Origin of the sequence: Neorhizobium descurainiae (assembly GCF_051400715.1) — a bacterium.
Lineage (GTDB): Bacteria > Pseudomonadota > Alphaproteobacteria > Rhizobiales > Rhizobiaceae > Neorhizobium.
Map to the genome: position 1 here is coordinate 553,309 of NZ_JBLFFK010000001.1, position 25,932 is coordinate 579,240.

Consider the following 25,932-nt stretch of genomic DNA (forward strand, 5'->3'; position numbering starts at 1 on the left):
GCGATTGGGGAACGCAGATAACAGAAGCGATGGAGGAAGTCCAGACGTTTCCCGCTCAAACTCTCGCGAAATTCGCACCGGGAGCCGCCGTTTCGCCGCGTGTCGAAACAATCGCCTCCTGCGTCGCAAAACAGCCATTGCGGCGCATATTGATTTGCGATGGGTATGGCTCTACCCACGATACCGTCGGACAGGGAGTTTGAAGGGCGAGATGCGCAAGTATTCGGTTTTCGCCATAGCCCGCGAGGCTATGCGTGCCCACAAGGGCTGGGAGGCGCAATGGACCTCGCCGGAGCCGCGCAGCGCCTATGACGTGGTCATCGTCGGGGCGGGCGGGCACGGGCTGGGTGCCGCCTATTATCTCGCCAAGGAGCACGGCATCACCAATATCGCGGTGATCGAGAAGGGCTGGCTCGGCGGCGGCAATACCGGCCGCAACACCACCATCATCCGCTCCAACTATCTCTATGAAGAGAGCATGGACATCTACGAGCACTCGCTGAAGCTCTGGGAGGGCTTGAGCCAGGAGCTCAATTACAACGTCATGTATTCGCCGCGCGGCGTGATGATGCTGTCGCACAACGTGCACGACCAGCAGTCGTTCAAGCGCCATATCAATGCGAACCGGCTCTATGGCATCGATAACGAATGGCTGACGCCGGAGCAGGCGAAGGCATATTGTCCGCCGCTCGATATCTCCAAGACGGCGCGCTACCCGATCAATGGTGCTGCACTGCAGCGTCGCGGCGGCACGGCCCGTCATGATGCGGTCGCCTGGGGCTATGCGCGCGCGGCCGCCGATCGCGGCGTCCACATCATCCAGAACTGCGAGGTGACCGGCATCCGCCGCGGGCCTAACGGCGAGGTGCAGGGCGTCGAGACGACGCGCGGCTTCATCGGCGCCAAGAAGGTGGGCGTTTCGGCCGCCGGCCATTCCTCGGTCGTCATGGAAATGGCGGGCGTGCGCGTGCCGCTTCATTCCAATCCGCTGCAGGCGCTGGTTTCAGAGCCGCTGAAGCCGATCTTTCCCTGCGTCGTCATGTCGAACACGGTGCATGCCTATATCTCGCAATCCGACAAGGGCGAGCTGGTGATCGGCGCGGGCACGGACCAGTACAATTCCTATTCGCAGACCGGCGGGTTGCAGATCATCACACATACGCTGGACGCGATCTGCGAACTTTTCCCGATCTTCCGCCGGGTGAAGATGATGCGCCAGTGGGGCGGCATCACCGACAACACGCCGGACCGTTCGCCCATCCAGGGCGTGACGCCGGTTCCGGGCCTCTTCGTCAATTGCGGCTGGGGAACCGGCGGGTTCAAGGCGACGCCGGGCTCGGCGAACCTCTTCGCGCATCTCATCGCCAGGGGCGAGCCACACCGCCTGGCCGCGGGCCTCAATCTCGATCGCTTCCGCACCGGGCGGCTGATCGACGAGGCGGCGGCTGCGGCGGTTGCGCATTGAGGGGTGAGAGATGGCTTCCGTTTCTGCTCATCGCCCGCGTTTGCCCCTCACCATAACCCTCTTCCCGCCTGCGGGGAGAGGAGACTTGCTCCATTCGAACGTGGAGAGGTCTGAAGACGTTGCGGCATATCGATCTCCCCCCTTGAGGGGGAGATACCCGGCAGGGCAGAGGGGGGTATCCCACTCTCTGCATTTTTCGACTGCTGTTGCCGCACCGTTGCTACCCCCCTCTGTCAGCTTCGCTGACATCTCCCCCTCAAGGGGGGAGATTAGAGGGAGCCAGCCTCGTTTACCTGCCTCTTTCCAACGCCGGAGTTCCGCATGCTTCTGATCCACTGCCCCTATTGCGAGGAAGCGCGCTCGGAGCTCGAATTCCGCTGGGCGGGCGAGGCCCATATCGCGCGTCCTGAAAACATCGCGGCGATCACCGACGAGGAGTTCGCCGAGTATTTCTTCCTGCGCAACAACGAGAAGGGCCTCACCTATGAGCGCTGGCGGCACATCCATGGCTGCGGCCGCTTCTTCAATGCGGCGCGCGACACGGTGAGCGACAGGTTCCTGATGACCTACAAGGCAGGTCTTCCCAAGCAGCCGGTTCCGGCGGCGGAAGAAGCAACGGCGATCGCCGAGGAAAAGACCGTCGAGACCTGGGAAGCGACGGAAGGAGACGCCCGATGAGCGCTTCCTCCAAGAATACCGGTGCGTTCCGCATCAAGGGCGCAGGCCGTCTGACGCCCGCCCGCACGGCGCGTTTCACCTTCGACGGCAAGAGCTACACGGCGATGGAAGGCGATACGGTCGCCTCTGCGCTGCTTGCACACGGGGTGCATCTCGTCGGGCGTTCGTTCAAATATCACCGGCCGCGCGGCATTCTTTCCGCAGGCGCCGAGGAGCCGAACGCGCTGATCGACGTTTCTCGCGATGCCGCCCGCCGGCAGCCGAACGTGCGGGCGACCGTGCAGGAAGTGTTCGACGGTGCGAAGATCTCCTCGCAGAACCGCTGGCCGTCGCTGAAATACGATGTCGGAGCCTTCAACGACCTGCTCTCGCCCTTCTTCGCCGCGGGCTTCTACTACAAGACCTTCATGTGGCCGAAGGAAGCCTGGATGAAGGTCTACGAGCCCTTCATCCGCCGCGCGGCCGGTCTCGGCGTCGCGCCGACGGAAGAGGACCCGGACCACTACGCCAACCGCTATGCCCATTGCGACGTGTTGATCGCCGGCGCGGGCGTGGCGGGCCTGACGGCCGCCCTTTCGGCCGCGGCGACTGGAGCCTCGGTCATCCTGGTCGACGAGCAGCCGGAAGTCGGTGGCGCGCTGCATGCGGATGGCGCGACCACGATCGACGGCCAGAACGGCTATGAATGGGCGCAGGCCGCGGCCGCGAAGCTCAAGACCATGCCGAACGTGACGGTGCTGACCCGCACGACGGTGTTCGGCTACTACAATCACGGCTTTCTCGGTTTGGTGGAACGCGTCACGGATCATCTGGCGCGGCCGGGCAAGAGCAGCCCGCGCGAGCGGCTGTGGCAGGTGCGCGCAAGCCGCGTCATCCTCGCCACCGGCTCGATCGAGCGGCATATGGTGTTTTCCAACAACGACCGGCCGGGCATCATGCTGGCGTCGGCCGCACGCACCTTCCTCAACCACCACGGCGTGGCCGTGGGCCGCAATGTGGGCGTCTACACGGCCCACGATTCGGCCTACGAGGCGGCCTTCGACCTGAAGCGCGCCGGCATTTCGATCGCGGCCATCGTCGATTGCCGCGCGCAGCCAGGCGAGGCCGTGCTGGCGGAGGCGCGTTCGCTCGGCATCGACGTGCTGACTGGTCATTCGGTGACGGATACTTTCGGCCGGCTGCGCATCTCCTCGATGACGGTGGTGCGCAACGGCGGCTCGAATGCCCGCAAGATCAAGGTGGACGCGCTGATCGTTTCGGCCGGCTGGACGCCTTCGGTCCACCTGTTCTCCCAGTCGCGCGGCAAGCTGCGCTTCGACGAGAAAGGGCAGCGTTTCCTGCCTGACATCTATGCGCAGGATTGCGTTTCGATCGGCGGCTGCAACGGCACGGACGATCTTGCCGAACTGATCGACGAGGCCATCGCGGCCGGTCGCGGCTCCGTTGCGCTTTCCGGCGAGAACCGGTTCGAATGGACGGGCGGCATGATCGGTGCTGCGGAAGGCGCCGGGCCGGATACGGTCGTGAAGGCCTTCATCGACTTCCAGCACGACGTGACGGCCAAGGACATCCGCCTTGCGGTGCGCGAGGGCATGCACTCGATCGAGCACATCAAGCGCTTCACGACGAACGGCATGGCCTCTGACCAGGGCAAGCTTTCCAACATGCACGGCCTGGCGATCGCGGCGGAAGTGCTCGACCGGCCGATCCCGCAGGTGGGGCTCACCACCTTCCGCGCGCCCTATACGCCGGTCACCTACGGCACGCTCATCAACCACTCGCGCGGCGATCTCTTCGACCCCGCCCGCAAAACGCCGATGCACGCGCTGGAGGCGGCCGAGGGGGCGGAGTTCGAGGATGTCGGCAACTGGAAGCGCGCATGGTATTTCCCGAAGCGCGGCGAGGACATGGCGGCTGCCGTCAACCGCGAGTGCCGCACGGTGCGCGAGGCGGCGGGCGTGTTCGACGCTTCCACGCTCGGCAAGATCGAGGTGGTGGGGCCTGATGCGGCGCAATTCCTCAACCTTCTCTACACGAACGCCTGGGATACGCTGAAGCCGGGCAAATGCCGCTACGGCATCATGACCCGCGAGGACGGCTTCGTCTATGACGACGGCGTCGTGGGCAGGCTTGCCGAAGACCGCTTCCACGTGACGACCACGACCGGCGGCGCGCCGCGCGTGCTGCACCATATGGAAGACTATCTCCAGACGGAATTCCCGCACTTGAAGGTCTGGTTGACGTCCACGACCGAACAATGGGCGGTGATCGCGGTGCAGGGTCCGAAGGCGCGCGAGATCATCCAGCCTTTCGTGGACGGCGTGGATATCTCCAACGAAGCCTTCCCGCATATGAGCGTGGCGGAATGCACGGTTATGGGCGTTCCCTCACGGCTCTTCCGCGTTTCCTTCACCGGCGAGCTCGGCTTCGAGGTCAACGTGCCGGCCGATTACGGTCCGGCGGTCTGGAAGGCGATCTGGGAGCGCGCGGAAGCCATGGGCGCCTGCCTTTACGGCACGGAGACCATGCACGTGCTGCGCGCCGAGAAGGGCTATATCATCGTCGGCCAGGATACGGACGGAACGGTGACGCCGGACGATGCCGGGCTCTCCTGGGCGGTTTCCAAGAAGAAGACGGATTTCGTCGGCATTCGCGGCTTGAAGCGCCCGGACCTCGTGCGGGACGGCCGCAAGCAGCTCGTCGGGCTCTTGACCAACAAGCCGAGCGACGTGCTGGAGGAGGGGGCGCAGATCGTCGCCGACCCGAACCAGCCGAAGCCGATGACCATGCTCGGGCATGTCACCTCCGCCTACTGGTCGGAGAATTGCGGCCGCTCGATCGCCATCGCGCTGGTGGCCGGCGGCAGGGCGCGCATCGGCCAGACGCTCTACGTGCCGATGAAGGATAGGACGATCGCGGTGGAAGTCACCGACATGGTGTTCTTCGACAAGGAAGGAGGCCGCATCAATGCGTAATTCCGGGGCTAAACTCAGGGCCGATGCGGGCCGCGCTCTCCCGCTCGCAGGCTTTCATGGCGGTTCCTCGGTGGTCCGGCTGGAGGCCGCACCACCGGCCGAGCGTATCTCGTTGCGGGCCGGCGCCGACGACGTGGCCGCTCTTTCCCGCGCGCTCGGGCTCGATCTGCCTGTGAAGCCGAAGACGTCCGCCGTGGCCAAGGGGCGCACGGCGCTCTGGCTCGGCCCGGACGAGTGGCTGGTGATCGACGAGGGCAAGGGAGAACTGATGGAGGCCGCAGCCTCTTCCGGCGCCCCGCATTCGGCGGTCGATATTTCCCATCGCAATACGGCGATCCTGGTTTCCGGTCCGGGTGCTGCGGGAGCCATCAATGCCGGCTGCCCGCAGGACCTTTCGCTTGCAGCCTTTCCCGTCGGAGCCTGCTCGCGGACCGTTCTCGCCAAGGTGGAGATCGTGCTGCTCCGGACTGCGGAGGATGCCTTCCGGGTGGAAGTGTGGCGGTCCTTCTCCGATTATGCCTTCGGCCTGCTTGCCGAAGGCGCGCAGGATGCGGCGTTGTAAGACGATAGCCTGACTTGACTTGCCGTTCAGGAACAGCACTCTCGCGTTGAAACGGGGAGGGCATTCATGGACCATATTCAACTGATGGGGCTCGGCTTTGCCGTGGCGGTCATTGGCGGTGCGATCGCGGCGAAGCTTACCAAGATAGAGCTCTGGAAGGGCGTTCTCGTCGCGGCGGTGGCGGCGCTGGCGGCGATTGCCGCCTATTTTGTTCCAGGCTTCGACCGAAGCCTCGCCATGCCGCTCGCAGCCCTTGTCGGAGCGGGTGTCTCCGGTGCCGTGCTCGGGCTTTCCGCCCCCATGACCGCCAATATCCTGATCGGCGCGGCGGTGCCGCCGATGCTGGGCTTCGTGCTGATGGAGATGGGCGTCTAGGCAGCGCGGGCGCTTCACAGGGAGAGGTTTAAAGCTGCTTCCCGGTCGATATAGGCGCGTTGCTTGTCGGTGATGTAGTCGCGAACGATCGGTGCTGCATCACGCGAGCGCGAGAGCTGCATGTGGAAGACCAGTTGACTGCCGGTGCGGAACATCATCTCGGCGCTGATGAGGTAGAATTCCCACATGCGGGCGAAACGCTCGTCATAAAGGGCGATGACGGCATCCCGGTTCTTTTCGAACCGTTCTGCCCAGTGGGCGAGTGTCGTGGCGTAATGCAGGCGCAGGAATTCGAGATCGGTCACCCACAGGCTGTTGCGCTCCACCACCTCGAAGACTTCCGACAGGGCCGGCGAATAGGCGCCCGGAAAAATGTATTTGCGCAGCCACGGGCTTGCCATGCCGGGCGGGCTCATGTGGCCGATCGAATGCAGCAATGCCAGCCCGTCGTCCGGCATCAGGCTGTTCAGCTTGGCGAAGAACTCGTCGTAGTGATGCACGCCGACATGCTCAAACATGCCGACCGAAACGATGCGGTCGAATTTTTCCGTCACATCCCGGTAATCCTTGAGCTCGAAGCGGACACGGTCGCCGAGTCCCGCCGCTTCCGCGCGTGCGGAGGCCAGCGCCTGCTGTTCCTTCGACAGGGTGACGCCGACGACCGCGACGTCTTCCAGCTTGGCGAGGTAAAGCGCGAGATCGCCCCAGCCGCAGCCGATATCGAGCACCTTCATGCCGGGCCTGAGGCAGAGCTTGCTCGCCAGCAGCCGCAGCTTGTTGCGTTGCGCCTGTTCCAGCGTCTCGGTCGGCTCGCGAAAATAGGCGCAGGAATAGAGCATGTTCTCATCGAGAAACAGTTTGTAGAAGTCGTTGCCGAGATCGTAATGGTGCGCAACGTTCCGCTGTGCCTGGCCCTTGCGGTTGGATTGCTGCCGCTTGCGGAAGCGCATTTTGATGCTGCGCAGGATCTTCTGCAGCGGATAGGAGCCGAGCGACAGCCGGTTGACGGAAAACAGCGTCAGGAAATCGCGCAGCGTCGAGCCTTCCTCGAACCGCATCGTGCCATCCATATAGGCTTCGCCTGCCGCCAGTTCGGGATTGAACACCAGTGTCCGGTAGAGCCGTTTGTCCGTCAGCCGCATGGTCACCGACGGGCCGGGCGTCCCGGCAAATACATGGCGGTTGCCCTCCGCATCGATGACCGTCAGGCGACCACGGCGGATGAAGGACTTCATCATATGCGACAGCGGAAACATTAGCTTCTCCCCGACCACTGGGGGAGAAGCTAGCATCAAGCTTCGAGATTTGCGATCAACACTTCGCGTGCGGCGCCCTACCTCTCCCAGCCCTTCCACTTGACCCACCGGCCGTGCGGATCGGTGCGGCCGAGTTCCCGGGTCTCGCCGGTCGGCCAGACCTCAAGGCTGAGCGTCACGCCGTCCGGATTGCCGTCGGCCTCCATCTGCAGGCGGGCCAGCGGTGCCTCTTCCGTCGCTCGGGCGCCGGCCTCGGCGACGATAGCTTCGCCCTTGGCGCGGGCCTCCGGCGGCAGGTACTGCCAGGCGATCGAATGGTAGACGACGTGCACCGTGCCGGGCGTGAGGGCCGCGAGGCGCTTCTCCTTCAGCCAGGCGAGCGCATCGCCCTTTTCGACGAGAACACGGTTGGCGCGGGCGATTTCCAGTGCTGCCCGGGTGCGCTCCACGCGGTCGGCCTGATCGGCCCAGAGATAGGAGAGGAGGCGCAAAGTATCTTCCGGCGAATTCGGGTCGAGCGGGTTGAGGTCGCAGCCGGCGCGGTCCTGCACGGCGATTTCGGCGCGCGGGGGCGACGGGCCGTGCCAATCCGGCTTGAGCCTGACCGGCGAGGCGGGATCGCCCCAGAGGAGGCCGCCGAGATCGTGATGGTAGCGATCCCAGTTGAGATTGAGGCCCATGCTGGCGCCGAATTCCGACAGGATCAGCGGTTTTCCGAACAGGTCGGAGATCGTGAGGAAGCCGGCAAGCAGCGCACTCGACCGGCGGACCTCGTTGGTCTGCGGCGCGAAGCGAAGGCGCTCAAGGATGAAGCCTTCGTGCTCCCTGAAGGCGCGGAGGATTTCCGGCCACAGCGTGTCGTCGCCGGCCGCGTTCGGCGGATAGACCGATTTCAGCGCGTCGTCCTTGCCGTCGAGGATCAACGCGTGCAGAGCGCCGGCAAGGCGCGCGGGCAGCAGGTCGCCCCTGACGCCCGGATCGCCTTCCCAGTTGAGTATCCTTTCGCCCACCTTCGTCGAGCGGTCGAGGCGTTCGACCACCAGCGTGCAGAGCCTTGCGGTGAAGGGCGAGCCGAGCGTGTTGCCCGCGACCGCCTGATCGCGGAAAGCCTGCAGGATTTCAGCTTCGGAGGCCATGGTCAAGCGCCTTCCGGCCGGTCCTTCGGGTCGAACTGGACGATGGTGATCCAGGTGGCCGTCAGCGCCGGTTTCTTCTCGTTCTCGATCTCGACCGCGACCTCGTAGGTGGTCATCAGCATGCCGGCGCCGCGGAAGCGCGTCTCGGCGAGCGTGAAGCGGCCGCGGATGCGGCTGCCGCTTTTCACCGGCGACATGAAGCGAACCCGGTCGAAACCGTAATTGATGCCCATGGTCTGCTCGCGGATCTTCGGCACGCAATCGAAGTTCATCGCGGAAAGCAGCGACAGCGTCAGGAAGCCGTGGGCGATCGTGCCGCCGAAGGGGCTTTCGGCCAGGGCGCGCTCGGGATCGACATGGATGAACTGGTGATCGTGGGTCGCGTCGGCAAACATGTCGATCGTCGGCTGATCGACGGTGATCCATTCCGAAACGCCAACCTCCGTCCCGACCAGGCTCTCCACTTCGGCGAGCGAAATTTCACGCATGCGACCTCACTGATCTCGTAACAGATGCCGGACTTTACAGGACTTGGGGAGGTTGGCGAGCGTTTTTTGCACCGCATCATTCCTCAATGCAGAAGCAGACGGAGCGGGGAGGCAGGACCTGGTTCCAGAGCTCGCGGGAGGGGAAATGTTTCCAGCCCCAGCAGGGCAGGGCGAAGGCGACCGGCTGATCGCCGCGGTTGAAGAGGATGGCGAGGCGGGTTTCCTTGCCGGTCTGGCGGTCGAGCGTCTTCAAAGCCATGCCGAGGGCGGGATTGTCCGGGCTTTCCCAGTCGGCGACCTGCATAGGTTCGCCGGAGGCCGCCAGCCATTCGACATCGCCCTGGCCGGTGAGGAAGCCGGTTTCGGAGAACACCGCGAAGCGCTTCCGGATGGCGGCGAGCGTTGCGGTATGCTCGATCAGCGTCTTGTCGATCTTCGCCCAATCGAACCAGGTGATTTCGTTGTCCTGGGCATAGGCGTTGTTGTTGCCGCGCTGCGAGCGGCCGGCCTCGTCGCCCATGGTCAGCATGACGGAGCCGCGGCTGGCGAAGAGCGTGGAGAGAAGGGCGGCGACGTCGCGGCGGCGCAGTTCGAGGACGGCCGGATCGTCCGTCTCGCCCTCGACGCCGTTGTTCCAGGAGAAATTCTCGCCGTGTCCGTCGCGGTTCTGCTCGCCGTTCGCCTCGTTGTGCTTTTCCTCGTTGGAGACGAGGTCCATCAGCGTGAAGCCGTCATGGGCCGCGAGAAAATTGACCGTGCGGGTGCGGCCGGATTTTTCGAAGATATCCGACGAGCCGGCAAGCCTTGTGGCGAGCGCGCCGGTCGTCCATCGGTCGCCGCGCCAGTAGCGGCGGATATCGTCACGGGCGCGGTCGTTCCATTCGAGGAAAGGCTCGGGGAAGTTGCCGAGCTGGTAGCCGCCGGGGCCGATGTCCCAGGGCTCGGCGATCAGCACGCGGTCCTTCAGCGCCTCGTCGGAGATCATGGCGTTCAGCGTCCGGCTCTGCGGATCGAAGCCATCCGCCGTGCGGCCGATGACGGGGGCAAGATCGAAGCGGAAGCCGTCCACGCCGGCATGCACGACGAAATGCCGGAGCGTATCGACGATCAGCCGGCGGACATGAGGCTGGTCGCAGGCGACCGTGTTGCCGGTGCCGGTGTCGTTGACGAGATGTACCTGTTCCCCCCTGGGCTCGCCGGGCACATGGCGGTAATAGGAGAGATTGTCGAGGCCGCGCATGGAAAGCGTCGCGCCGTAGCGGTCGCTTTCGCCCGTATGGTTGAAGACGAGGTCGAGGATCACCCCGATGCCGGCCTGGTGCAGCGCCGCGACCGTCTCGCGCAGCTCCTTCACGCCGCCGGGGCAGAGGTGCGGCTCGAGCGCCATGAAGGCGACCGGATTGTAGCCCCAGCCGTTCGCGAGGCCGAGCGACGGCAGATGGCGCTCGTCGATCCAGGCCGTGACCGGCATCAGCTCGATGGCATCGACGCCCAGCTTCTTCAAATGGGAGACCACCGACGGATGGGCGAGGGCCGCCACCGTGCCGCGCTGTTTCTCGGGGATCGCCGGGTGCAGGATGGTGAAGGGTTTGACCGCGACCTCATAGATGAAGCCGCCGGGCGGCAGGAGCGGCTTGCCGATCTTGGCGAGCGGATCGCGGGTGACGATCGCCTTCGGTACCAGATCGGCGGTGTCCACGCCGAAGAGGGAAAGCTTCGGGTCGTGCCGGAAAGGGCGGTCGAGCTCGCGGGCATAGGGATCGACCAGCAGCTTCGAGGGATCGAACCAGGCGCCGTTGTCCGGATCGTAGGCGCCCCAGGCGCGGTAGCCGTAACGCTGCCCGGCCGTTATCGCCGGGACAGAGACGCGGTGGATGTCGTCGCGGCCGCGGACCAGGCGATGGCGGGCGGTTTCGCGTTTGCCTTCGGCGTCGAAGAGGCAGAGCTCGATCCTGGACGCGTGATGCGACCATATTGCAAAATCGCAACCATCCGCAGTCAGCGTCGCTCCGAGCGATGAAAGAGCCATGCGGTCGTCCGTCCCTGTTGCGCCATGCCTGACCAGCATCCCTCCTTATGGTGAATTCATCGTGAAAATGCACCAGCCGCTCCCTGTCCCGAAAGCCATTGCCGCCCTAATTTGCATTGGACGGCCGATTTCCCTAGGCTTGGGGCGGTCGAAGGAAAAGGCCATTTCGCCGGCCGTATCAATCATCCGTATGCGGTCACCTTCAAACCTCAAACAAGAGGGCCAGACAGATGACGCAAGCAAAAAGCGGCGACACAGTCCGGATTCACTATATTGGAAAACTCACCGACGGCACCGAGTTCGACTCGTCGAACGGGCGACCTCCGCTGGAGTTCGTGGTCGGCGCCGGGCAGATCATTTCGGGGCTCGACAAGGAAGTCGACGGCATGGAACTCGGCACGCATCAGACGGTGACCGTCCCGGCCGAGGCGGCCTATGGGGCGCATGATCCGGCCAAGGTGCACGCGCTTCCCCGCTCGGCCGTGCCGTCCAATATCGACGTGCATCCGGGCCTGCAGCTGCAGAGCAGAACACCGGACGGCAACACGATCCCGCTCGTCGTCACCGAGGTCAGCGATCAGGTCGTGACCGTCGATGCCAACCATCCCCTTGCGGGCAAAGACCTCGTCTTCGACGTCGAACTGGTGGAAATCGTCAGGGCCGCATGAGGGCTTTGTAGGCAGGTGGGAGGCTTGCCCCTCATCCCGCTGCCGCGACCTTCTCCCCGCTTGCGGGGAGAAGGAATGTGCCGTGTCGGCTTCCTACCCATTGGACGTTGCATGAAGCACGTCTCCTCTCCCCGCGAGCGGGGAGAGGGTTAGGGTGAGGGGCAAAAATATTACGTAATGACGCTCGGCTTGTCCCGGCCGGTGCGCTTCTTCAGTTCGGAAATCTGGTCGGCGATGGCGATGAGGTCGGCGAGCGCTTCTTGCGTCTCTATCCCGTGCCGTGCCCGATCGGGCTCGTATCGCTCCACATAGACGCGGATCGTGGCGCCGGACGTGCCGGTGCCGGAGAGGCGGAAGACGATGCGGGAGCCGCCCTCAAAGAGGATGCGGATGCCCTGGTTCTTCGAGACCGAACCGTCGATCGGGTCGTGATAGGCAAAGTCGTCGGCAGAACCGACCTTGAGACGGCCGAAGGTCCGGCCGGGAAGGGTGGCAAGCTGCTCGCGCAATGCCGTCATCAGGCCGTTTGCCGCATCCGAATCCACCTCCTCGTAATCGTGGCGGGAATAGTAGTTGCGGCCGTATTCGGCCCAGTGCTTCTTGACAATCTCGGCGACGCTTTCGTTGCGGGCGGCCATGATGTTCAGCCAGAAGAGGATCGCCCAGAGGCCGTCCTTCTCGCGGACGTGGTCCGAGCCGGTGCCGAAACTTTCCTCGCCGCAGACGGTCGCCTTGCCGGCGTCGAGCAGATTGCCGAAGAACTTCCAGCCGGTCGGCGTCTCGTACATGCCGATCTTCAGCTTTTCGGCGACGCGGTCGGCGGCGGCGCTGGTCGGCATGGAGCGGGCGATGCCGGCGATGCCCTTGGCATAGCCGGGGGCGACGGTGGCATTCGCCGCGATGATCGCCAAGCTGTCGGACGGCGTCACGAACATGCCCTTGCCGACGATCATGTTGCGGTCGCCGTCGCCGTCCGAGGCTGCGCCGAAATGCGGACCGTCCGGGCTCATGACGTCGTCATAGAGTTCCTTGGCATGGACGAGGTTCGGGTCCGGATGATGGCCGCCGAAATCCGGCAGCGGCGTGAAGTTGCGCACCGAGCCTTCCGGCGCGCCGAGGCGGTTTTCGAAGATCTCCTTGGCATAGGGACCGGTGACGGCGCCCATACTGTCCATCGCGATGCGGACGCCGCTGGCGATCAGTGCGCGGATGGCGGAAAAATCGAAAAGCTGTTCCATCAGCTCGGCATAGTCGGCGACCGGATCGATCACCTCGACCTCCATGCCGGCCACCTTGAAGGAGCCGATCTCGTCGAGGTTCACATCGTCCACATCGGCGATCTTGTAGGTGTCGATGACCTTCGAACGGGCGAAGATCGCGTCGGTGATCTTTTCCGGCGCCGGGCCGCCGTTGCCGATATTGTACTTGATGCCGAAATCCTCGGTCGGACCGCCGGGATTGTGGCTGGCCGACAGCACGATGCCGCCGAAGGCCCTGTATTTGCGGATGACGTTGGAAGCGGCGGGCGTCGAAAGAATGCCGCCCTTGCCGACCATGACCTTGCCGAAACCGGCGGCCGCGGCCATCTTGATCGCCTTCTGGATGACCTCGCGGTTGTAGTAGCGGCCGTCGCCGCCGATCACCAGCGCCTTGCCTTCGAAACCTTCCAGACTGTCGAAGATCGACTGGATGAAGTTCTCCGCATAGTTCTCCTGGGCGAAGACCGGGACTTTCTTGCGCAGGCCGGAGGTGCCGGGCTTCTGATCCTGATAGGGGGCGGTGCGGACGGTCTTGATCATGGTCAGGAACCTTTTCTTGCAAGGAGATTCTGAAAGAGCCCGGCATAGAGGCCGGCGCTCTTTTCCCAGGAGACATCGGATTTCATGCCCTGCTTCTGCATCTGCGTCCACACTTTCGGCTCGGAATAGAGACGGACCGTGCGGCGCAGCGCCCGGCGCAGGCTCTCCACGGTCACGGGACCGAAGGACACTCCGGTCGCCGTGCGCGCGGCGAGAGCCGCTGGATTGGCGTCTATTACGGTATCATTAAGGCCGCCGGTGCGAGCGACCACAGGAATGCAGCCGTAACGGAGGCCGTAAAGCTGCGTCAGCCCGCAAGGTTCGAAGCGGGAGGGGATGATGATGGCATCGCTGCCCGCCTGCATGAGATGCGACAGCGGCTCGTCGTAGGCGGAAAGCACCGAGACGCGGCCCGGATGGCGGGTGGCGGCAGCGTGGAAGGCTTCTTCGAGCACCTTGTCGCCGGAGCCGAGGACGGCAAGCCTTGCGCCGAGCGCGACGAGATCGTCGGCGGCTTCCGCCAGAATATCCATGCCCTTCTGCCAGGTGAGCCGCGAGACGACGCAGAAGAGCGGCCCGTCGTCCTGGTCCAGACGGAAGCGCTCGGCGACCGCCTGCCTGTTCTCGGCGCGGGCCTTCAGGGTGGCGGCGGTATAGTTGCTCTTCACGGCGTGGTCGGTGGCGGGATTCCAGATGTCGGGGTCGATGCCGTTGACGATGCCGTGGAGATCGGCGGCGCGATAGGCAAGCAGGCCTTCGAGGCCCATGCCGAATTCGGGTGTGAGGATTTCCTCGGCGTAGGAAGGGCTGACCGTGCTGATCGCGCCGCTCGTCTGCAGCCCGGCCTTCAGATAGCCGACGCCGCCGAAATATTCGATGCCGTCGATATCGAGCGCATGCGGCGGCAGTTCGAGATAGGGGAAGATGTCGGCGCCGAAACGGCCCTGGAAAGCGATGTTGTGGATGGTGATGAGGCTCGGGATTTCCGGCTCCGCCGCATAGCGCATATAGGCGGACACCATGGCCGACTGCCAGTCGTGCAGATGCACAAGATCCGGCCGCCAGCCTGTTTTCCCCTCGGCCATTCCTCCCTGGGCGATGACCGCTCCCACTTTCGAGAGAGCCGCAAACCGCCGCCAGTTGTCGACATGGTCCTTGCCGGCGGCATCCGCGTAAGGTCCGCCGGGCCGGTCGAAGAAGGTCGGCGAATCGAGGATCAGGAGGTCGAGGCCCTGGTGCTCGACTTCCAGCACCTCGGCTTTCGCGCCGAGGAGGCTCTCGAAGCTCATGCGCAGCGTGGCGTTTCCGATCGTGCTCATGACGGCCGGATAGCCCGGCATCAGCGTCTTCACCGAAACGCCATGGCTCTTCAAGGCAAGCGGCAGAGCGCCTGCCACGTCGGCCAGTCCGCCTGTCTTGACCAGCGGATAGACTTCGGACGCAACCGAAAGAACCTGCATTACAAATCCAACTTGTCGATCATCGTCTGGGTGATCAGGCAGATGCCGTTCCCGGTGCGGCGGAAGCGTTTCGCATCGAGTTCCGGGTCCTCGCCGACAACCAGGCCTTCCGGAATGGTTACACCGTGATCGATGACAACATCGCGAAGCTGGGCGCGCCGGCCGATACGGACGTTCGGCAGGATGACGGCGCCTTCGAGGCGGGAATAGGAGTTGGCGCGCACGCCGGTGAAGAGCAGGCTGCGGTAGAGCGTCGAGCCGGAGATGATGCAGTCGCCCGAAACGACGGAAGAAACCGCCGAGCCGCGGCGGTCCTCGTCGTCATGGACGAATTTCGCCGGCGGGCTGATCTCCGCATAGGTCCAGATCGGCCAGGACTTATCGTAAATGTCGAGCTCGGGGGTTACGGCGGTCAGGTCGATATTGGCCTGCCAATAGGCATCGATCGTGCCGACGTCGCGCCAGTAGGGCTCGCGCTCGAAATCGGAGCGGACGCAGGAACTGGCGAAACGGTGGGCGACGGCTTTGCCGTGCTTGACGATATAGGGAATGATGTCCTTGCCGAAATCGCGGCTGGAGCCGGGCGTGTCGGCATCCCGCTTCAGGATGTCCATCAGAAACTTGGTGTGGAATACGTATATGCCCATCGAGGCAAGCGCGAATTCCGGATTGCCGGGAATGCCGGGAGGATCGGCGGGCTTCTCGACGAAATCGATGATCTCGTCCTTCTCGTTGACATGCATGACGCCGAAGCCGGTCGCTTCCATGCGCGGCACTTCCAGGCAGCCGACCGTCACTTGCGCGCCGCTGTCCACATGCTGCTGGAGCATGTATTCGTAGTCCATCTTGTAGACGTGGTCGCCCGCGAGGATGACCATGTATTCCGGGGCATAGGCCTCGATGATGTCGATGTTCTGGTACACCGCGTCGGCCGTGCCCTCGTACCACTGAGTCTCGGAGACGCGCTGCGAGGCGGGCAGGATATCGAAGCTCTCGTTGCGCTCGGGACGGAAGAAGTTCCAGCCGCGCTGCATGTGGCGGATCAGCGAATGGGCCTTGTACTGGGTTGCGACGCCGATACGGCGGATGCCGGAGTTCAGCGCGTTGGAGAGCGCGAAATCGATGATGCGCGCCTTGCCGCCGAAATAGACGGCGGGCTTGGCGCGCCGGTCGGTCAACTCCTTGAGGCGGCTTCCCCGGCCACCGGCCAGCACATAGGCCATCGCATCGCGCGACAGGGGCTGGATTCTCTTCTCGTTCATTCGTTCCTCCCTATGCCTGTTGTTCCAGTTCCAGCATGATCGTCGCAAGCGGCGGCAGCGTCACTTCGGCGTAAACGGTTCCTCCCGCGTTCACCGCCTGAACGCGACCGCCATTGCCCTTGCCGCTGCCGCCATAAATCTCCGCGTCCGTATTCAGGATTTCCCGCCATCTTCCCTCGTTTGGCAAGGGGATGCGGAAATTTTCCCGGTAGACGGGGGTGAAGTTGCTGATCACCGCCACGGGCTTTTCTCCCGGCGCCATCCGGAGCCAGGCGAAGACGGAATTTTCCGCGTCGTCGGCCATCAGCCAGCGGAAACCGTCGGCCTCGCAATCGCGGGCATGCAGGGCGGGCTTGGAGCGGTAACAGAAGTTCAGGTCGCGCACCAGGCGGCGCATGCCCTCGTGCGGATGGTATTGAAGCAGGTTCCAGTCGAGCTCGCGGCTCTCGCTCCACTCCGCCCACTGGGCGAATTCCTGGCCCATGAAGAGCAGCTTCTTGCCGGGATAACCCCACATGAAGGCATAATAGGCGCGCAGGTTCGCGAATTTCTGCCAGTCGTCGCCGGCCATCTTGGCGATCAGCGAGCCTTTGCCATGCACCACCTCGTCATGGGACAGCGGCAGCACGAAATTCTCCGACCACGCGTAAAGAAGGCCGAAGGTGATCTCGTTGTGATGGTGCTTGCGGTGCACGGGCTCGCGCTTCAGATAGGAGAGCGTGTCGTGCATGAAGCCCATGTTCCATTTGAAGCCGAAGCCGAGGCCGCCTTCGTGGACGGGATGCGAAACCTTCGGCCAGGAAGTGCTCTCCTCAGCGATCGTCATCACGCCGGGATGGGCGCCGTAGGAGAGAGAATTCATCTTCTGGAGGAAGCGCACCGCTTCCAGGTTCTCGCGTCCGCCATATTCGTTCGGTACCCATTCGCCTTCTTTCCGCGAATAATCGAGGTAGAGCATGGAGGCGACCGCATCGACGCGCAGGCCGTCGAGATGGAATTTCTCCGCCCAGTAAAGCGCATTGTTGACGAGATAGGAGAGGACCTCGATACGGCCGAAATTGTAGATCGCCGTGTTCCAGTCGGGATGGAAACCCTTGCGCGGGTCCGCATGCTCGTAAAGGGCGGTGCCGTCGAACCAGCGCAGGCCGTGCTCGTCGGTCGGGAAATGCGCCGGCACCCAATCGAGGATGACGCCGATGCCGACCTTGTGGCAGCCGTTGACGAAGCGGGCAAAGCCTTCCGGTTCGCCGAAGCGGGCCGTCGGCGCGAAGAGCCCGGTTGTCTGGTAGCCCCAGGACGGGTCGAACGGGTGCTCGGTGATGGGCAGGAACTCGATATGGGTGAAGCCCATGTCGGTGCAATAGGGGATGAGTTCGGAGGCGAGCTCGTCCCAGCTCAAAAAGGAACCGTCCGGCTTCCTGCGCCAGGAGCCGGCATGCACCTCGTAGATGGTGATCGGCTGGCGGCGATGATCGGCCTTCGACCAGAATTCCTGGTGTGCCGCATCCTCCCATTTCTGTGCGAGTTCCTGCGCCGTGACGGAAGCGGTATCCGGCCTGAGTTCGGCGCGCCGGGCATAGGGGTCGGCCTTGAGCGGCAGGAGCTTGCCGTTCTTGCCGACGATTTCGAACTTATAGGCGGAGCCGGCACGCACATCCGGGGCGAAGATTTCCCAGATGCCGGTATCCACCCTCAAGCGCATCACGTGCCGGCGGCCGTCCCAGTTGTTGAACTCGCCGACGACGGAGACGCGCTTCGCATTCGGCGCCCAGACGGCGAAGTGAAAACCTTCGACGCCCTCGTGCTTTATCGGATGGGCGCCCATCTTGTCGAAAAGGCGCAGGTGCGAACCCTCGCGGACGAAATAGTCGTCCATCGGGCCGAGCACGGGGCCGAACGAATAGGGGTCGGTCACCGCCCATTCGTCGTCGCCGCGGCGGGCGCGGTAACGGACGGGCTGGAGGTGGGCGGCGTTGACCGGGCCTTCGAAATATCCGGCCTCGTGGCGGCGGGTGAGTTCCCCGAGTTCGGTTCCGTTGAGCGCCAGGGCGGTGACCGCTTCGGCACCCGGAACGAAACACCGGGCCCTGAACCCGTCCCCGAGCTTGTGGAGCCCGAGGACGGCGAACGGATTGGTGTGCCTGCCTTCCAAAATCGCCTCGATCTCGGATAACGGAATTTCACCTGGGGCTCTTCCGTCATCGACGCGCGGCGATTTCTTCATCAGGCTCTCCAGATTTCCGACGCGTACTGGCGAATAGTTCTGTCGGACGAGAACCATCCCATCCGGGCGGTATTGCGTATGGTCTTGGAATACCAGGATCTAGGGTCGGTCCATATCTGGTCAACATGGCGCTGGGCTTCCGCATAGGCGTCGAAATCGGCGGCGACCATGAACCAGTCGTGTTTGTAGATGCCGTCGATCAGGTCGGTGAAGCGGGAGCGGTCGTCCGGCGAGAAGACGCCGGTCGCGATCGCGTTCAGCGCCTGGGCGAGCTCGCGCGACTTCTCGATGATGGCGCGGGGATCGTGGCCGTCGGCGCGGACCTTGGCCACCTCGTCGGCCTTCAAACCGAAGATGACGATGTTCTCCTCGCCGACATGATCGCGCATCTCGACATTGGCCCCGTCGAGCGTGCCGATCGTCAGAGCGCCGTTCAGCGCGAACTTCATGTTGCCGGTGCCCGACGCTTCCATGCCGGCCGTCGAAATCTGCTCGGAAAGATCGGCTGCCGGAACCATGATCTCGGCGAGCGAGACGTTGTAGTTCGGCACGAAGACGACCTTCAGCAGACCTCGCACGGCGGGGTCGTTGTTGATGACGCGCGCCACGTCGTTGGCGAGCTTGATGATGAGCTTGGCGTTGTGATAGCTCGGCGCCGCCTTGCCGGCGAAGAGTTTGACGCGCGGGATCCAGTCCATTTCCGGATGCGAGCGGATCTGATCGTAGAGCGCCACGGCTTCGACGATGTTCAAAAGCTGGCGCTTGTACTCGTGGACGCGCTTGATCTGGATGTCGAACAGGGCCGACGGATCGAGCCGGACGCCCATGCGGCTGCCGACGAGATTGGCGAGCGCCACCTTGTTGGCCCGCTTCACGGCGGCGAACTTCTCCTGGAAGGTCGTGTCGTCGGCATGGGCATCGAGGGCTCTCAAGGCTTCCGTATCGTCCAGGAACTTGTCGCCGATCGCTTCCTGGATGAGCGAGGTGAGCGCGGGGTTGCACTGCATCAGCCAGCGGCGCGGCGTGATCCCGTTGGTCTTGTTGTTGATGCGGGCCGGATAGAGCGTGTGGAGGTCGGAAAAGACCGTGACCTTCATCAGATCGGTGTGAAGCGCCGAGACGCCGTTCACCGAATGCGAGCCGACGAAGGCGAGATTGCCCATGCGCACGCGCCGCTCGCCCGCTTCGTCGATCAGCGAGATCGAGCGGATCTGGGTGTCCGAAAAGCTCTTCTGCTTGCGGGCTTCGAGCAGGATCCGGGCGTTGATCGCATAGACGATCTGCATGTGGCGCGGCAGGAGGCGCTCGAAGAGCGGCACCGGCCAGCTTTCCAGAGCTTCCGGCAGCAGCGTGTGGTTGGTGTAGGAGAAGGTCTGGCGGGTGATCTCCCAGGCCTGCTCGAAATCCATGCCGTGGATGTCGGTCAGAAGCCGCATCAGTTCGGCGATCGAGACCGCGGGATGCGTGTCGTTGAGCTGGATCGCCACCTTCTCATGCAGGTTGGTGAAGTCCGGATACTGCTGCAGGTGACGCCGCAAAATGTCCTGAAGAGAGGCGGAGGAGAAGAAGAATTCCTGGCGCAGGCGCAGTTCCTGGCCGGCCGGATTGGCGTCGGCGGGGTAAAGCACGCGGGTCAGGCTTTCCGCCTTGTTGCTCTCGCGCAGCGCGCCGATATGGTCGCCGGCGTTGAAGGCGTCGAGCAGGATCGGGTCGATCGGCTGGGCCGACCAGAGACGCAGCGTATTGACGCGCTTGCCCCGCCAGCCGACCATCGGCGTGTCATAGGCCATGGCGATGACCCGTTCGGCCGGCTTCCAGACGTAGCGGGGCGTTTCGTCATAACCGCCGACCGTCTCCACCGCGCCGCCGAAGCCGATCTCGTAGGAGCTTTCGCGGCGCTCGAATTCCCACGGGTTGCCGTGGGCGAGCCAGGTTTCCGGCAGTTCCACCTGCCAGCCGTCGGCCATCTGCTGGCGGAAGAGGCCGTGGATGTAGCGGATGCCGTAGCCATAGGCCGGGATGTCGACCGTCGCCATGCTCTCCATGAAACAGGCGGCGAGACGGCCGAGGCCGCCGTTGCCCAAGGCCGCATCCGGCTCGAGCCCGGCGATCAGGTCGATATCGACGCCGAGCGAGCCGAGGGCGTCGCGGATTTCCTGCATGAGGCCCATATTGGTGACGGCGTCGCGCATCAGCCGGCCGATCAGGAATTCGAGCGAGAGGTAATAGACGCGCTTGTCGCCGGTCCGGTAGACCTTGCGGGTACTCTCCATCCATTTGTCGATGATGCGGTCGCGCACGACGAGGATCGTCGCCGTCAGCCAGTCGTGCGGCTTGGCGACCTTGGCGTCCTTGCCGATACGGTAGGTCAGGCGTTCGATGATCTCTTCCGCCATGATCTCGGGGCGGGAACTGCGGGGGGCGGGCTGCGGGATTTCGACCGTGGAAGACGTTTTGTTCATAAGTCGCCAACTTTCTGGTGGAGCGGGGAGGGAGGCGTCCGGTTCAGTCCATCTGGCATGATGTATAGGCACAGTTTATGCACCGTTATGACACTGTTGCAACGGTCGTTTTATCTTTGTGAAACTTGGACGAACTGTGTCCCCCGGCAAAAACAAAACGCCCCGCCGGTAGGGGCGGGGTTGGACTGCCGGCAAGGCGAGAACTTCTCTTCCCTCATGCTCGGGCCTGTCCCGAGCATCTGCAAGCCATTGATGTTTATAGATCCTCGGCACAAGGCCGAGGATGACGCCGAATAAGACCGGAGCTTTCTCAACAAGCTGCCCCGCCGGCAAGGCGGGGCGTTGATGAAAGCCGTTTCCGGCGGGAGATCAGTTCGTCAGGCGGGTGCCGGTCTTGGCGGCCTTGCGGGCGATCTCGCCGAAGCTCTGCACGAGCTGGGTCATGTTGGTCGGTTCGTAGTAGTAGTCCTCGCCGCTGGCGCAGTAGTTCAGCAACTCCTTGCCTTTCTGCGGAGCCATGAAGGCGATCGCGTAAATCTTGATGCCCCGGGCCTTTTCCTCTTCCGAAATCCCGTCCGCCTTCTCCGCATCCGTGAGGCCGTCGGTCTTCGCCTGATCGCAGAGGGCGCGGACCTTCTTGTCGATCGTGGAGTTCCACGAACTGCTGTTGCCGGTCATTTCGCCGTCGGTCATGAGGACGATGTAACGATCGAAGTTCGTGTTTCCCTTGCCGTCGTGAGCGGTCTTTTCGGTGGCGTTGGCCTTCTTCAATGCATTCAACGCATTGGTCATCGCGCCGCTGGCATCGGTGCCGCCCGACGGCGGTTCCGGCAGTTTCTTCACATAGGCCGCGATATCCGTGGTTCCCCACTGGATCTTCTGCTCGGTCTTGGTCTCGTGGGTGTAGGAGTCGCCGCCGACACGGATCAGCTCCTTGTTCGGATCGGCCTTGTCAAGTTCGGCGAACATGGCTGCGGCAGCCGCCTTCAATGAGGCCATCTTGGTGAGATAGTTCGGCACTGTACGGTAACAGGTCTTCCACCCGCAGGGATAGGATTCCTGCTTGGTCGGCTGTGCGGGATTGACTGTCGAGGTATAGTCCTTCATCGAGCCGGACTCGTCCAGCGCCAGATACATGGAGAGCGCGTTGCCCTCGCGGCCGCTCTGGGCATAACTTTCCACAGCGATTTTTATCGTCTTGAAGCCAAGCACGCCCGTCAAACCGTTGAGCGGCAAATCATAGTTCAGCTTCATGCGGACTTCATAGCTGGCCGCCGTGTTCGAGGAAGCGGTGGTCGTTGCGGTGACCTGCATGGCCTCTTCGAGCGCTTTTCTGGTATCCGCATTTTCGGCGTCGCTTGCGCCCTTGTTCTTCTGGTTCTCGAGTTCGGGGCCGAGGAAGTAGTTCGTGGCCATTGTCTCGGCCTCCGCCTCGGTCATCTCACCCGTGTCGGCCATCGCCGAAGCGGCGGCGAGCGTCGCCGCATCGGCGAGCGCCTGAAGCCGGTTCTTTTCCTGCATGGCATTCGTCACGTCGATCGCGACGCCGGCCACGCCGAGGAGAACGGGGAGCATTGCGGCGGTCATGATGCCGAAATTGCCGCCGCGGTCCCTCAGCAACCGCGAGAAAAGAGTATGCTTCATCACCGTGGCCCCCATCGCCCGTCCAGCGCATTCGAACATTTGCTGGGCGTGTTCTAGCGGGCGCGGGTATAGGAAGGGCTAAGCGAAACCTTAAAATCTTAATGATTTCAAAGAATCAGCGTCAAAACGAGGCGGATTTTCACCCTTTCAGCGGAACGACGTCGACCGCCTGCTCGGCCTTCTGATTTCCGTAACCTTTCAGCACCCCGATGACCGGGGCGATATCGGAATAATCGCGGCCGTAGGCGACGACGATGTGGTCGCTGCCGGCCGGAATGTTGTTCGTCGGGTCGAGCTCGACATAGCCCATGGTCTCGCCGCACCAGACGCGCACCCAGGCATGCATGGCGTCGGCGCCTTCGAGCCGTTCCTTGCCGGGCGGCGGGATGGTGCGCAGGAAGCCCGAGACATAGCCCGCGGGAATGCCGAGGCTCCGGAGCGCCACGATCATGACATGCGCGAAATCCTGGCAGACGCCGCGCTTCAGCCGGAAGGCCTCCTTCGGCGTCGTGTCGACGGTGGTGGCCTTCGTGTCGTAGGTGAAATCCTTGTGGATGCGGTTGCAGAGCGAAAGCGCGATTTCGTGCACCGTCTGGCCGGGCCTGACGGTCTCGCGCGCATAGGCGGCGATCTGCGGCTCTTCGGCGAGACGAGGGCTCGGACCCGCGACGTGATGCGGCGACAGGGCGTCGACCGACCGGAGACCCGCCAATTCTTCCCTGAGCTTGTCGAGTTCCGGCGACAGGTCGGCGGTCATCGACGCGGCTTCGACCATGACACGGGCCTGCATGCGGATGTCGAGCCGCTCGTGCGGCGCCCGGACCAGCACCGAGGTCGCCTGCTGGCCGAAGAAATCGATGAACGTGGTCTTCTCGTCGGCATGGGGCGCCACGGTGACGGAGCCGGCGATCAGCCGCTGCCGGTCGGGGAGCGACAGCGGCAGGACGCGGATCACGTGGCGGGCGCCGGAGGCCGGCACGTCGTAGACATAGCCCATATGGAGGGAGAGGTCGTAGAGCATCGCCGCCTTCTCCTCAGTTGAAGTAAGTCTGGCCGAGGATGTCGGACAGCTTCTCCATCTCCTGTTCCAGTTTCCGGTAGACTTCCTCACCCATAGCCTCGGGCGTCATGACCGCAAGGCCGGAATGCAGCCGCATCGCCTCGCGGTAGAAGGGCGACATCTGGCCGTTGACGAAGGCGTTCGGCAGTTGCTCCACCTCGGTACGGATTTCGTTCAGCTGGAAGAGGATCGAACGCGGGTTCAACGGGTCGAGCGCCAGAAGGTCGGCGACCGTCAGCCGGGCGGTGTTGACGTTGTAGCGGCGGCGGTGGGTCATGACGCTGTCGCCGATCTCGAGCAGCATGTCGAGCGAGCCGTCCGGCGCATCCGGGCCCGACATGTGGCCGAGCAGGCGGGTCATGTGCAGGCCGCGTTCGAGATGGCGGCCGATCGAAAGGAAACGCCAGCCGGTGAAGCGGTACATGTTTTCGTGCACCAGACCGGCGAAGCCCGCGAGTTTGCGGAGGAGCACGGTCATGGCATGCGAGGCGTCGTCGCCGGGCTGCACGGTTTCGTGGAAGCGGCGGGCGGTCTTGGCAAGGTCGGTCAGCGCCAGCCAGCCGTCCGGCGAGAAGCGGTCGCGGATGTTGCTCGCCGAATAGATGGCGCTGTCGATGTTGCGCAGCAGCGTCGCCGGCACCGCCTTCGACGTCTCGATGTCGATGCCCTTGAGATACCGGGTGATGTCGGCCAGCAGCGGCGCATCAGGATCGGCGGATTCGGCATAACGCAGGTGCCAGGCGCGCAGGATGCGCAGCGCCCCTTCGGCCCGCTCGATATAGCGGCCGAGCCAATAGAGATTGTCTGCCGCCCGGCTCGGCAGGCTGCCGGGCATGTTGCGGGTGAAGCTTTCTTCCGGCGGCAGAAGCGTCGGCCTCGCGACCGGCTTGTCGGAGACGATCCAGACGTCCGCCGCCGTGCCGCCGGCCTGCATGGCGATCGCCGCGACGTCGTCGCCGGAGCCGATGCGGGCGAAGCCGCCGGGCATGATCTGCCAGCCATGCTCCGTGCGGGCGGCGAAGACGCGCAGCGACATGGGCCGCGGGACGAGCTTGCCGTCGACGTAAGCCGGCGTGGTGGAGAGCGTCACGACCTCCTGGCCGACGAGTTTTGTGCCTTCCGAGGCGAGCCAGTCGCCGACCGTGCCCTTCGCCCTGTTGTGCAGCGAGGAGCCGAGCACCGATTGGCCGTTGTCGTCGAAGAAGGGGAGCCTGGAATAGGCCGGGCCGATGACCATGCGCTCGATGTTCTTCGCGACATGCTCGCGTTCCGTCTTCTGTCCGCACCACCAGGTGGCGATCGACGGCATGATCAGGTCTTCGCCGGTCAGGCGGCGGCAGACGGTGGGCATGAAGGCGAGGAGCGCGCGGGTCTCCAGAATGCCGGAGCCCAGCGCGTTGACGACGGTGAGCGAGCCGGAGCGCAGCGCCTGCACCATGCCGGGCGTGCCGATATGGGAGTTCTGGTTGAGTTCCAGCGGATCGGCATAGGCCGCGTCGAGGCGGCGCCAGAGGACGCCGATCGGCTTCAGGCCCGCGACGGTGCGCACCATGACGCGGTCGTTGACGACCGTCAGGTCTTCGCCTTCCAAGAGCATGAAGCCGAGATAGCGGGCGATATAGGCGTGCTCGAAATAGGTCTCGTTGGCGGGGCCGGGGGAGAGAACCGCGATCCGGTCCTCTCCATACTGCTTGTGCGACTGCAGGGCATCGCGGAAGGCGCCGAAGAAGGAGGCGAGGCGGTGCACATGCGCCTCGGCATAGATATCGGAAAGGGCTCGGGTGGTGGCGACGCGGTTTTCCAGCGCGAAACCTGCGCCGGACGGTGCCTGCGTTCGGTCGGCAAGCACCCACCAGTTGCCGTCCGGGCCGCGGCCGATCTCGAAGGAACAGAAATGCAGGTAGTGGCCGCCGACCGGCTTGACGCCGACCAGCGGCCGCAGGAATTCGGAGTTTCCGGCGATCAGCGCCGGCCGCAGGATGCCTTCCTGCACCAGTCTGTTCTCGCCGTAGATATCGGCGATCAGCGCTTCGAGAAGCTCGGCGCGCTGGACGAGACCCTTCGAGACGGCTTCCCATTCGTTGCCGTCGATCAGCACCGGGATATGGGAGATCGGCCAGTTGCGCTCGCCGCTGCCTTGCGCGCCGTAGGTGCGGTAGAAGACGCCGGCATCGCGAAGATACCGGTCGGCGCGGGCGAAACGCTCGGTGAGCTCGCCTTCCGACATGCGGCCGAGATGCGAGATCAGGTTGCGCCAGACCGGCTTTATCCGGCCGTTCGCATCCAGCATCTCGTCGGCCGTGCCCGGCAATGCGGCATAACCGAGGATCGGATCGTTCGCGATCCCCTCTTCGCTCATGCGTTCTGTTGCCGGTGCCTTGGACATGGG

18 protein-coding genes are annotated in these 25,932 nt (G+C 63.9%); 6 read left to right on the plus strand and 12 right to left on the minus strand.

Annotated elements, in window-relative coordinates:
- The first annotated feature begins 211 nt into the window (after nucleotides 1-211).
- The 5 genes from ACMGE0_RS02605 (at nucleotide 212) to ACMGE0_RS02625 (ending at nucleotide 6,055) form a co-directional block, all read left to right on the plus strand.
- On the plus strand, nucleotides 212-1,465 hold the full coding sequence (locus ACMGE0_RS02605) for a sarcosine oxidase subunit beta family protein (protein ID WP_436814294.1): 1,254 nt from the start codon (nucleotides 212-214) through the stop codon (nucleotides 1,463-1,465).
- 321 nt (nucleotides 1,466-1,786) lie between these two features.
- Nucleotides 1,787-2,143 (plus strand): sarcosine oxidase subunit delta, encoded by a 357-nt coding sequence (locus tag ACMGE0_RS02610; protein ID WP_436814295.1) that lies wholly within the window; start codon nucleotides 1,787-1,789, stop codon nucleotides 2,141-2,143.
- Nucleotides 2,140-5,118, plus strand: a complete 2,979-nt coding sequence (locus ACMGE0_RS02615) for a sarcosine oxidase subunit alpha (protein WP_436814296.1) — start codon at nucleotides 2,140-2,142, stop codon at nucleotides 5,116-5,118. Before ACMGE0_RS02610 ends, ACMGE0_RS02615 begins: the two co-directional genes overlap by 4 nt.
- The gene (locus ACMGE0_RS02620; RefSeq protein ID WP_436814297.1) at nucleotides 5,111-5,680 is read left to right on the plus strand and encodes a sarcosine oxidase subunit gamma; all 570 of its coding nucleotides are present in this window, start codon (nucleotides 5,111-5,113) and stop codon (nucleotides 5,678-5,680) included. The genes ACMGE0_RS02615 and ACMGE0_RS02620 overlap by 8 nt, the downstream gene beginning before the upstream one ends.
- Before the next feature lie 66 nt (nucleotides 5,681-5,746).
- Nucleotides 5,747-6,055 carry a hypothetical protein gene (locus ACMGE0_RS02625; RefSeq protein ID WP_436814298.1) on the plus strand — a complete coding sequence of 103 codons (309 nt, stop codon included), beginning with the start codon at nucleotides 5,747-5,749 and terminating at the stop codon, nucleotides 6,053-6,055.
- 14 nt (nucleotides 6,056-6,069) lie between these two features.
- On the opposite strand, the gene ACMGE0_RS02630 is transcribed toward ACMGE0_RS02625, so the two are convergent.
- From ACMGE0_RS02630 to glgX, 4 genes are all read right to left on the minus strand, one after another.
- A complete protein-coding gene (locus tag ACMGE0_RS02630; protein ID WP_436814299.1) occupies nucleotides 6,070-7,311 on the minus strand; it encodes a class I SAM-dependent methyltransferase in 1,242 nt (413 codons plus the stop codon).
- A 77-nt stretch (nucleotides 7,312-7,388) separates the two neighbouring features.
- Complete coding sequence (locus ACMGE0_RS02635) at nucleotides 7,389-8,447, minus strand: DUF2332 domain-containing protein (protein WP_436814300.1); 1,059 nt, start codon at nucleotides 8,445-8,447, stop codon at nucleotides 7,389-7,391.
- 2 nt (nucleotides 8,448-8,449) lie between these two features.
- A complete protein-coding gene (locus ACMGE0_RS02640) occupies nucleotides 8,450-8,935 on the minus strand; it encodes a MaoC family dehydratase (RefSeq protein ID WP_436814301.1) in 486 nt (161 codons plus the stop codon).
- 76 nt (nucleotides 8,936-9,011) lie between these two features.
- On the minus strand, nucleotides 9,012-10,964 hold the full coding sequence (gene glgX, locus ACMGE0_RS02645) for a glycogen debranching protein GlgX (RefSeq protein WP_436814302.1): 1,953 nt from the start codon (nucleotides 10,962-10,964) through the stop codon (nucleotides 9,012-9,014).
- A 230-nt stretch (nucleotides 10,965-11,194) separates the two neighbouring features.
- Here glgX and ACMGE0_RS02650 point away from each other — a divergent pair, with 230 nt between their 5' ends.
- Nucleotides 11,195-11,632 (plus strand): FKBP-type peptidyl-prolyl cis-trans isomerase, encoded by a 438-nt coding sequence (locus tag ACMGE0_RS02650; protein ID WP_436814303.1) that lies wholly within the window; start codon nucleotides 11,195-11,197, stop codon nucleotides 11,630-11,632.
- A 170-nt stretch (nucleotides 11,633-11,802) separates the two neighbouring features.
- On the opposite strand, the gene ACMGE0_RS02655 is transcribed toward ACMGE0_RS02650, so the two are convergent.
- The 8 genes from ACMGE0_RS02655 to ACMGE0_RS02690 all read right to left on the minus strand — a co-directional run bounded on the left by ACMGE0_RS02655 (nucleotide 11,803) and on the right by ACMGE0_RS02690 (nucleotide 25,929).
- Nucleotides 11,803-13,431 (minus strand): alpha-D-glucose phosphate-specific phosphoglucomutase, encoded by a 1,629-nt coding sequence (locus tag ACMGE0_RS02655; protein WP_436814304.1) that lies wholly within the window; start codon nucleotides 13,429-13,431, stop codon nucleotides 11,803-11,805.
- 2 nt (nucleotides 13,432-13,433) lie between these two features.
- A complete protein-coding gene (gene glgA, locus ACMGE0_RS02660) occupies nucleotides 13,434-14,891 on the minus strand; it encodes a glycogen synthase GlgA (protein WP_436814305.1) in 1,458 nt (485 codons plus the stop codon).
- On the minus strand, nucleotides 14,891-16,153 hold the full coding sequence (gene glgC / locus ACMGE0_RS02665) for a glucose-1-phosphate adenylyltransferase (protein WP_436814306.1): 1,263 nt from the start codon (nucleotides 16,151-16,153) through the stop codon (nucleotides 14,891-14,893). The genes glgA and glgC overlap by 1 nt, the downstream gene beginning before the upstream one ends.
- Nucleotides 16,154-16,163: 10 nt before the next feature.
- Entirely contained in the window at nucleotides 16,164-18,377 is a 2,214-nt protein-coding gene (gene glgB / locus ACMGE0_RS02670; RefSeq protein WP_436814307.1) for a 1,4-alpha-glucan branching protein GlgB, read from the minus strand.
- A complete protein-coding gene (locus ACMGE0_RS02675; RefSeq protein WP_436814308.1) occupies nucleotides 18,377-20,839 on the minus strand; it encodes a glycogen/starch/alpha-glucan phosphorylase in 2,463 nt (820 codons plus the stop codon). The genes glgB and ACMGE0_RS02675 overlap by 1 nt, the downstream gene beginning before the upstream one ends.
- 369 nt (nucleotides 20,840-21,208) lie before the next feature.
- Entirely contained in the window at nucleotides 21,209-22,483 is a 1,275-nt protein-coding gene (locus ACMGE0_RS02680) for a TadE/TadG family type IV pilus assembly protein (protein ID WP_436814309.1), read from the minus strand.
- A gap of 139 nt (nucleotides 22,484-22,622) precedes the next feature.
- Entirely contained in the window at nucleotides 22,623-23,504 is an 882-nt protein-coding gene (locus ACMGE0_RS02685) for a transglutaminase family protein (RefSeq protein WP_436814310.1), read from the minus strand.
- Between the two features lie 13 nt (nucleotides 23,505-23,517).
- A complete protein-coding gene (locus ACMGE0_RS02690; RefSeq protein ID WP_436814311.1) occupies nucleotides 23,518-25,929 on the minus strand; it encodes a circularly permuted type 2 ATP-grasp protein in 2,412 nt (803 codons plus the stop codon).
- Between the last annotated feature and the right edge of the window lie 3 nt (nucleotides 25,930-25,932).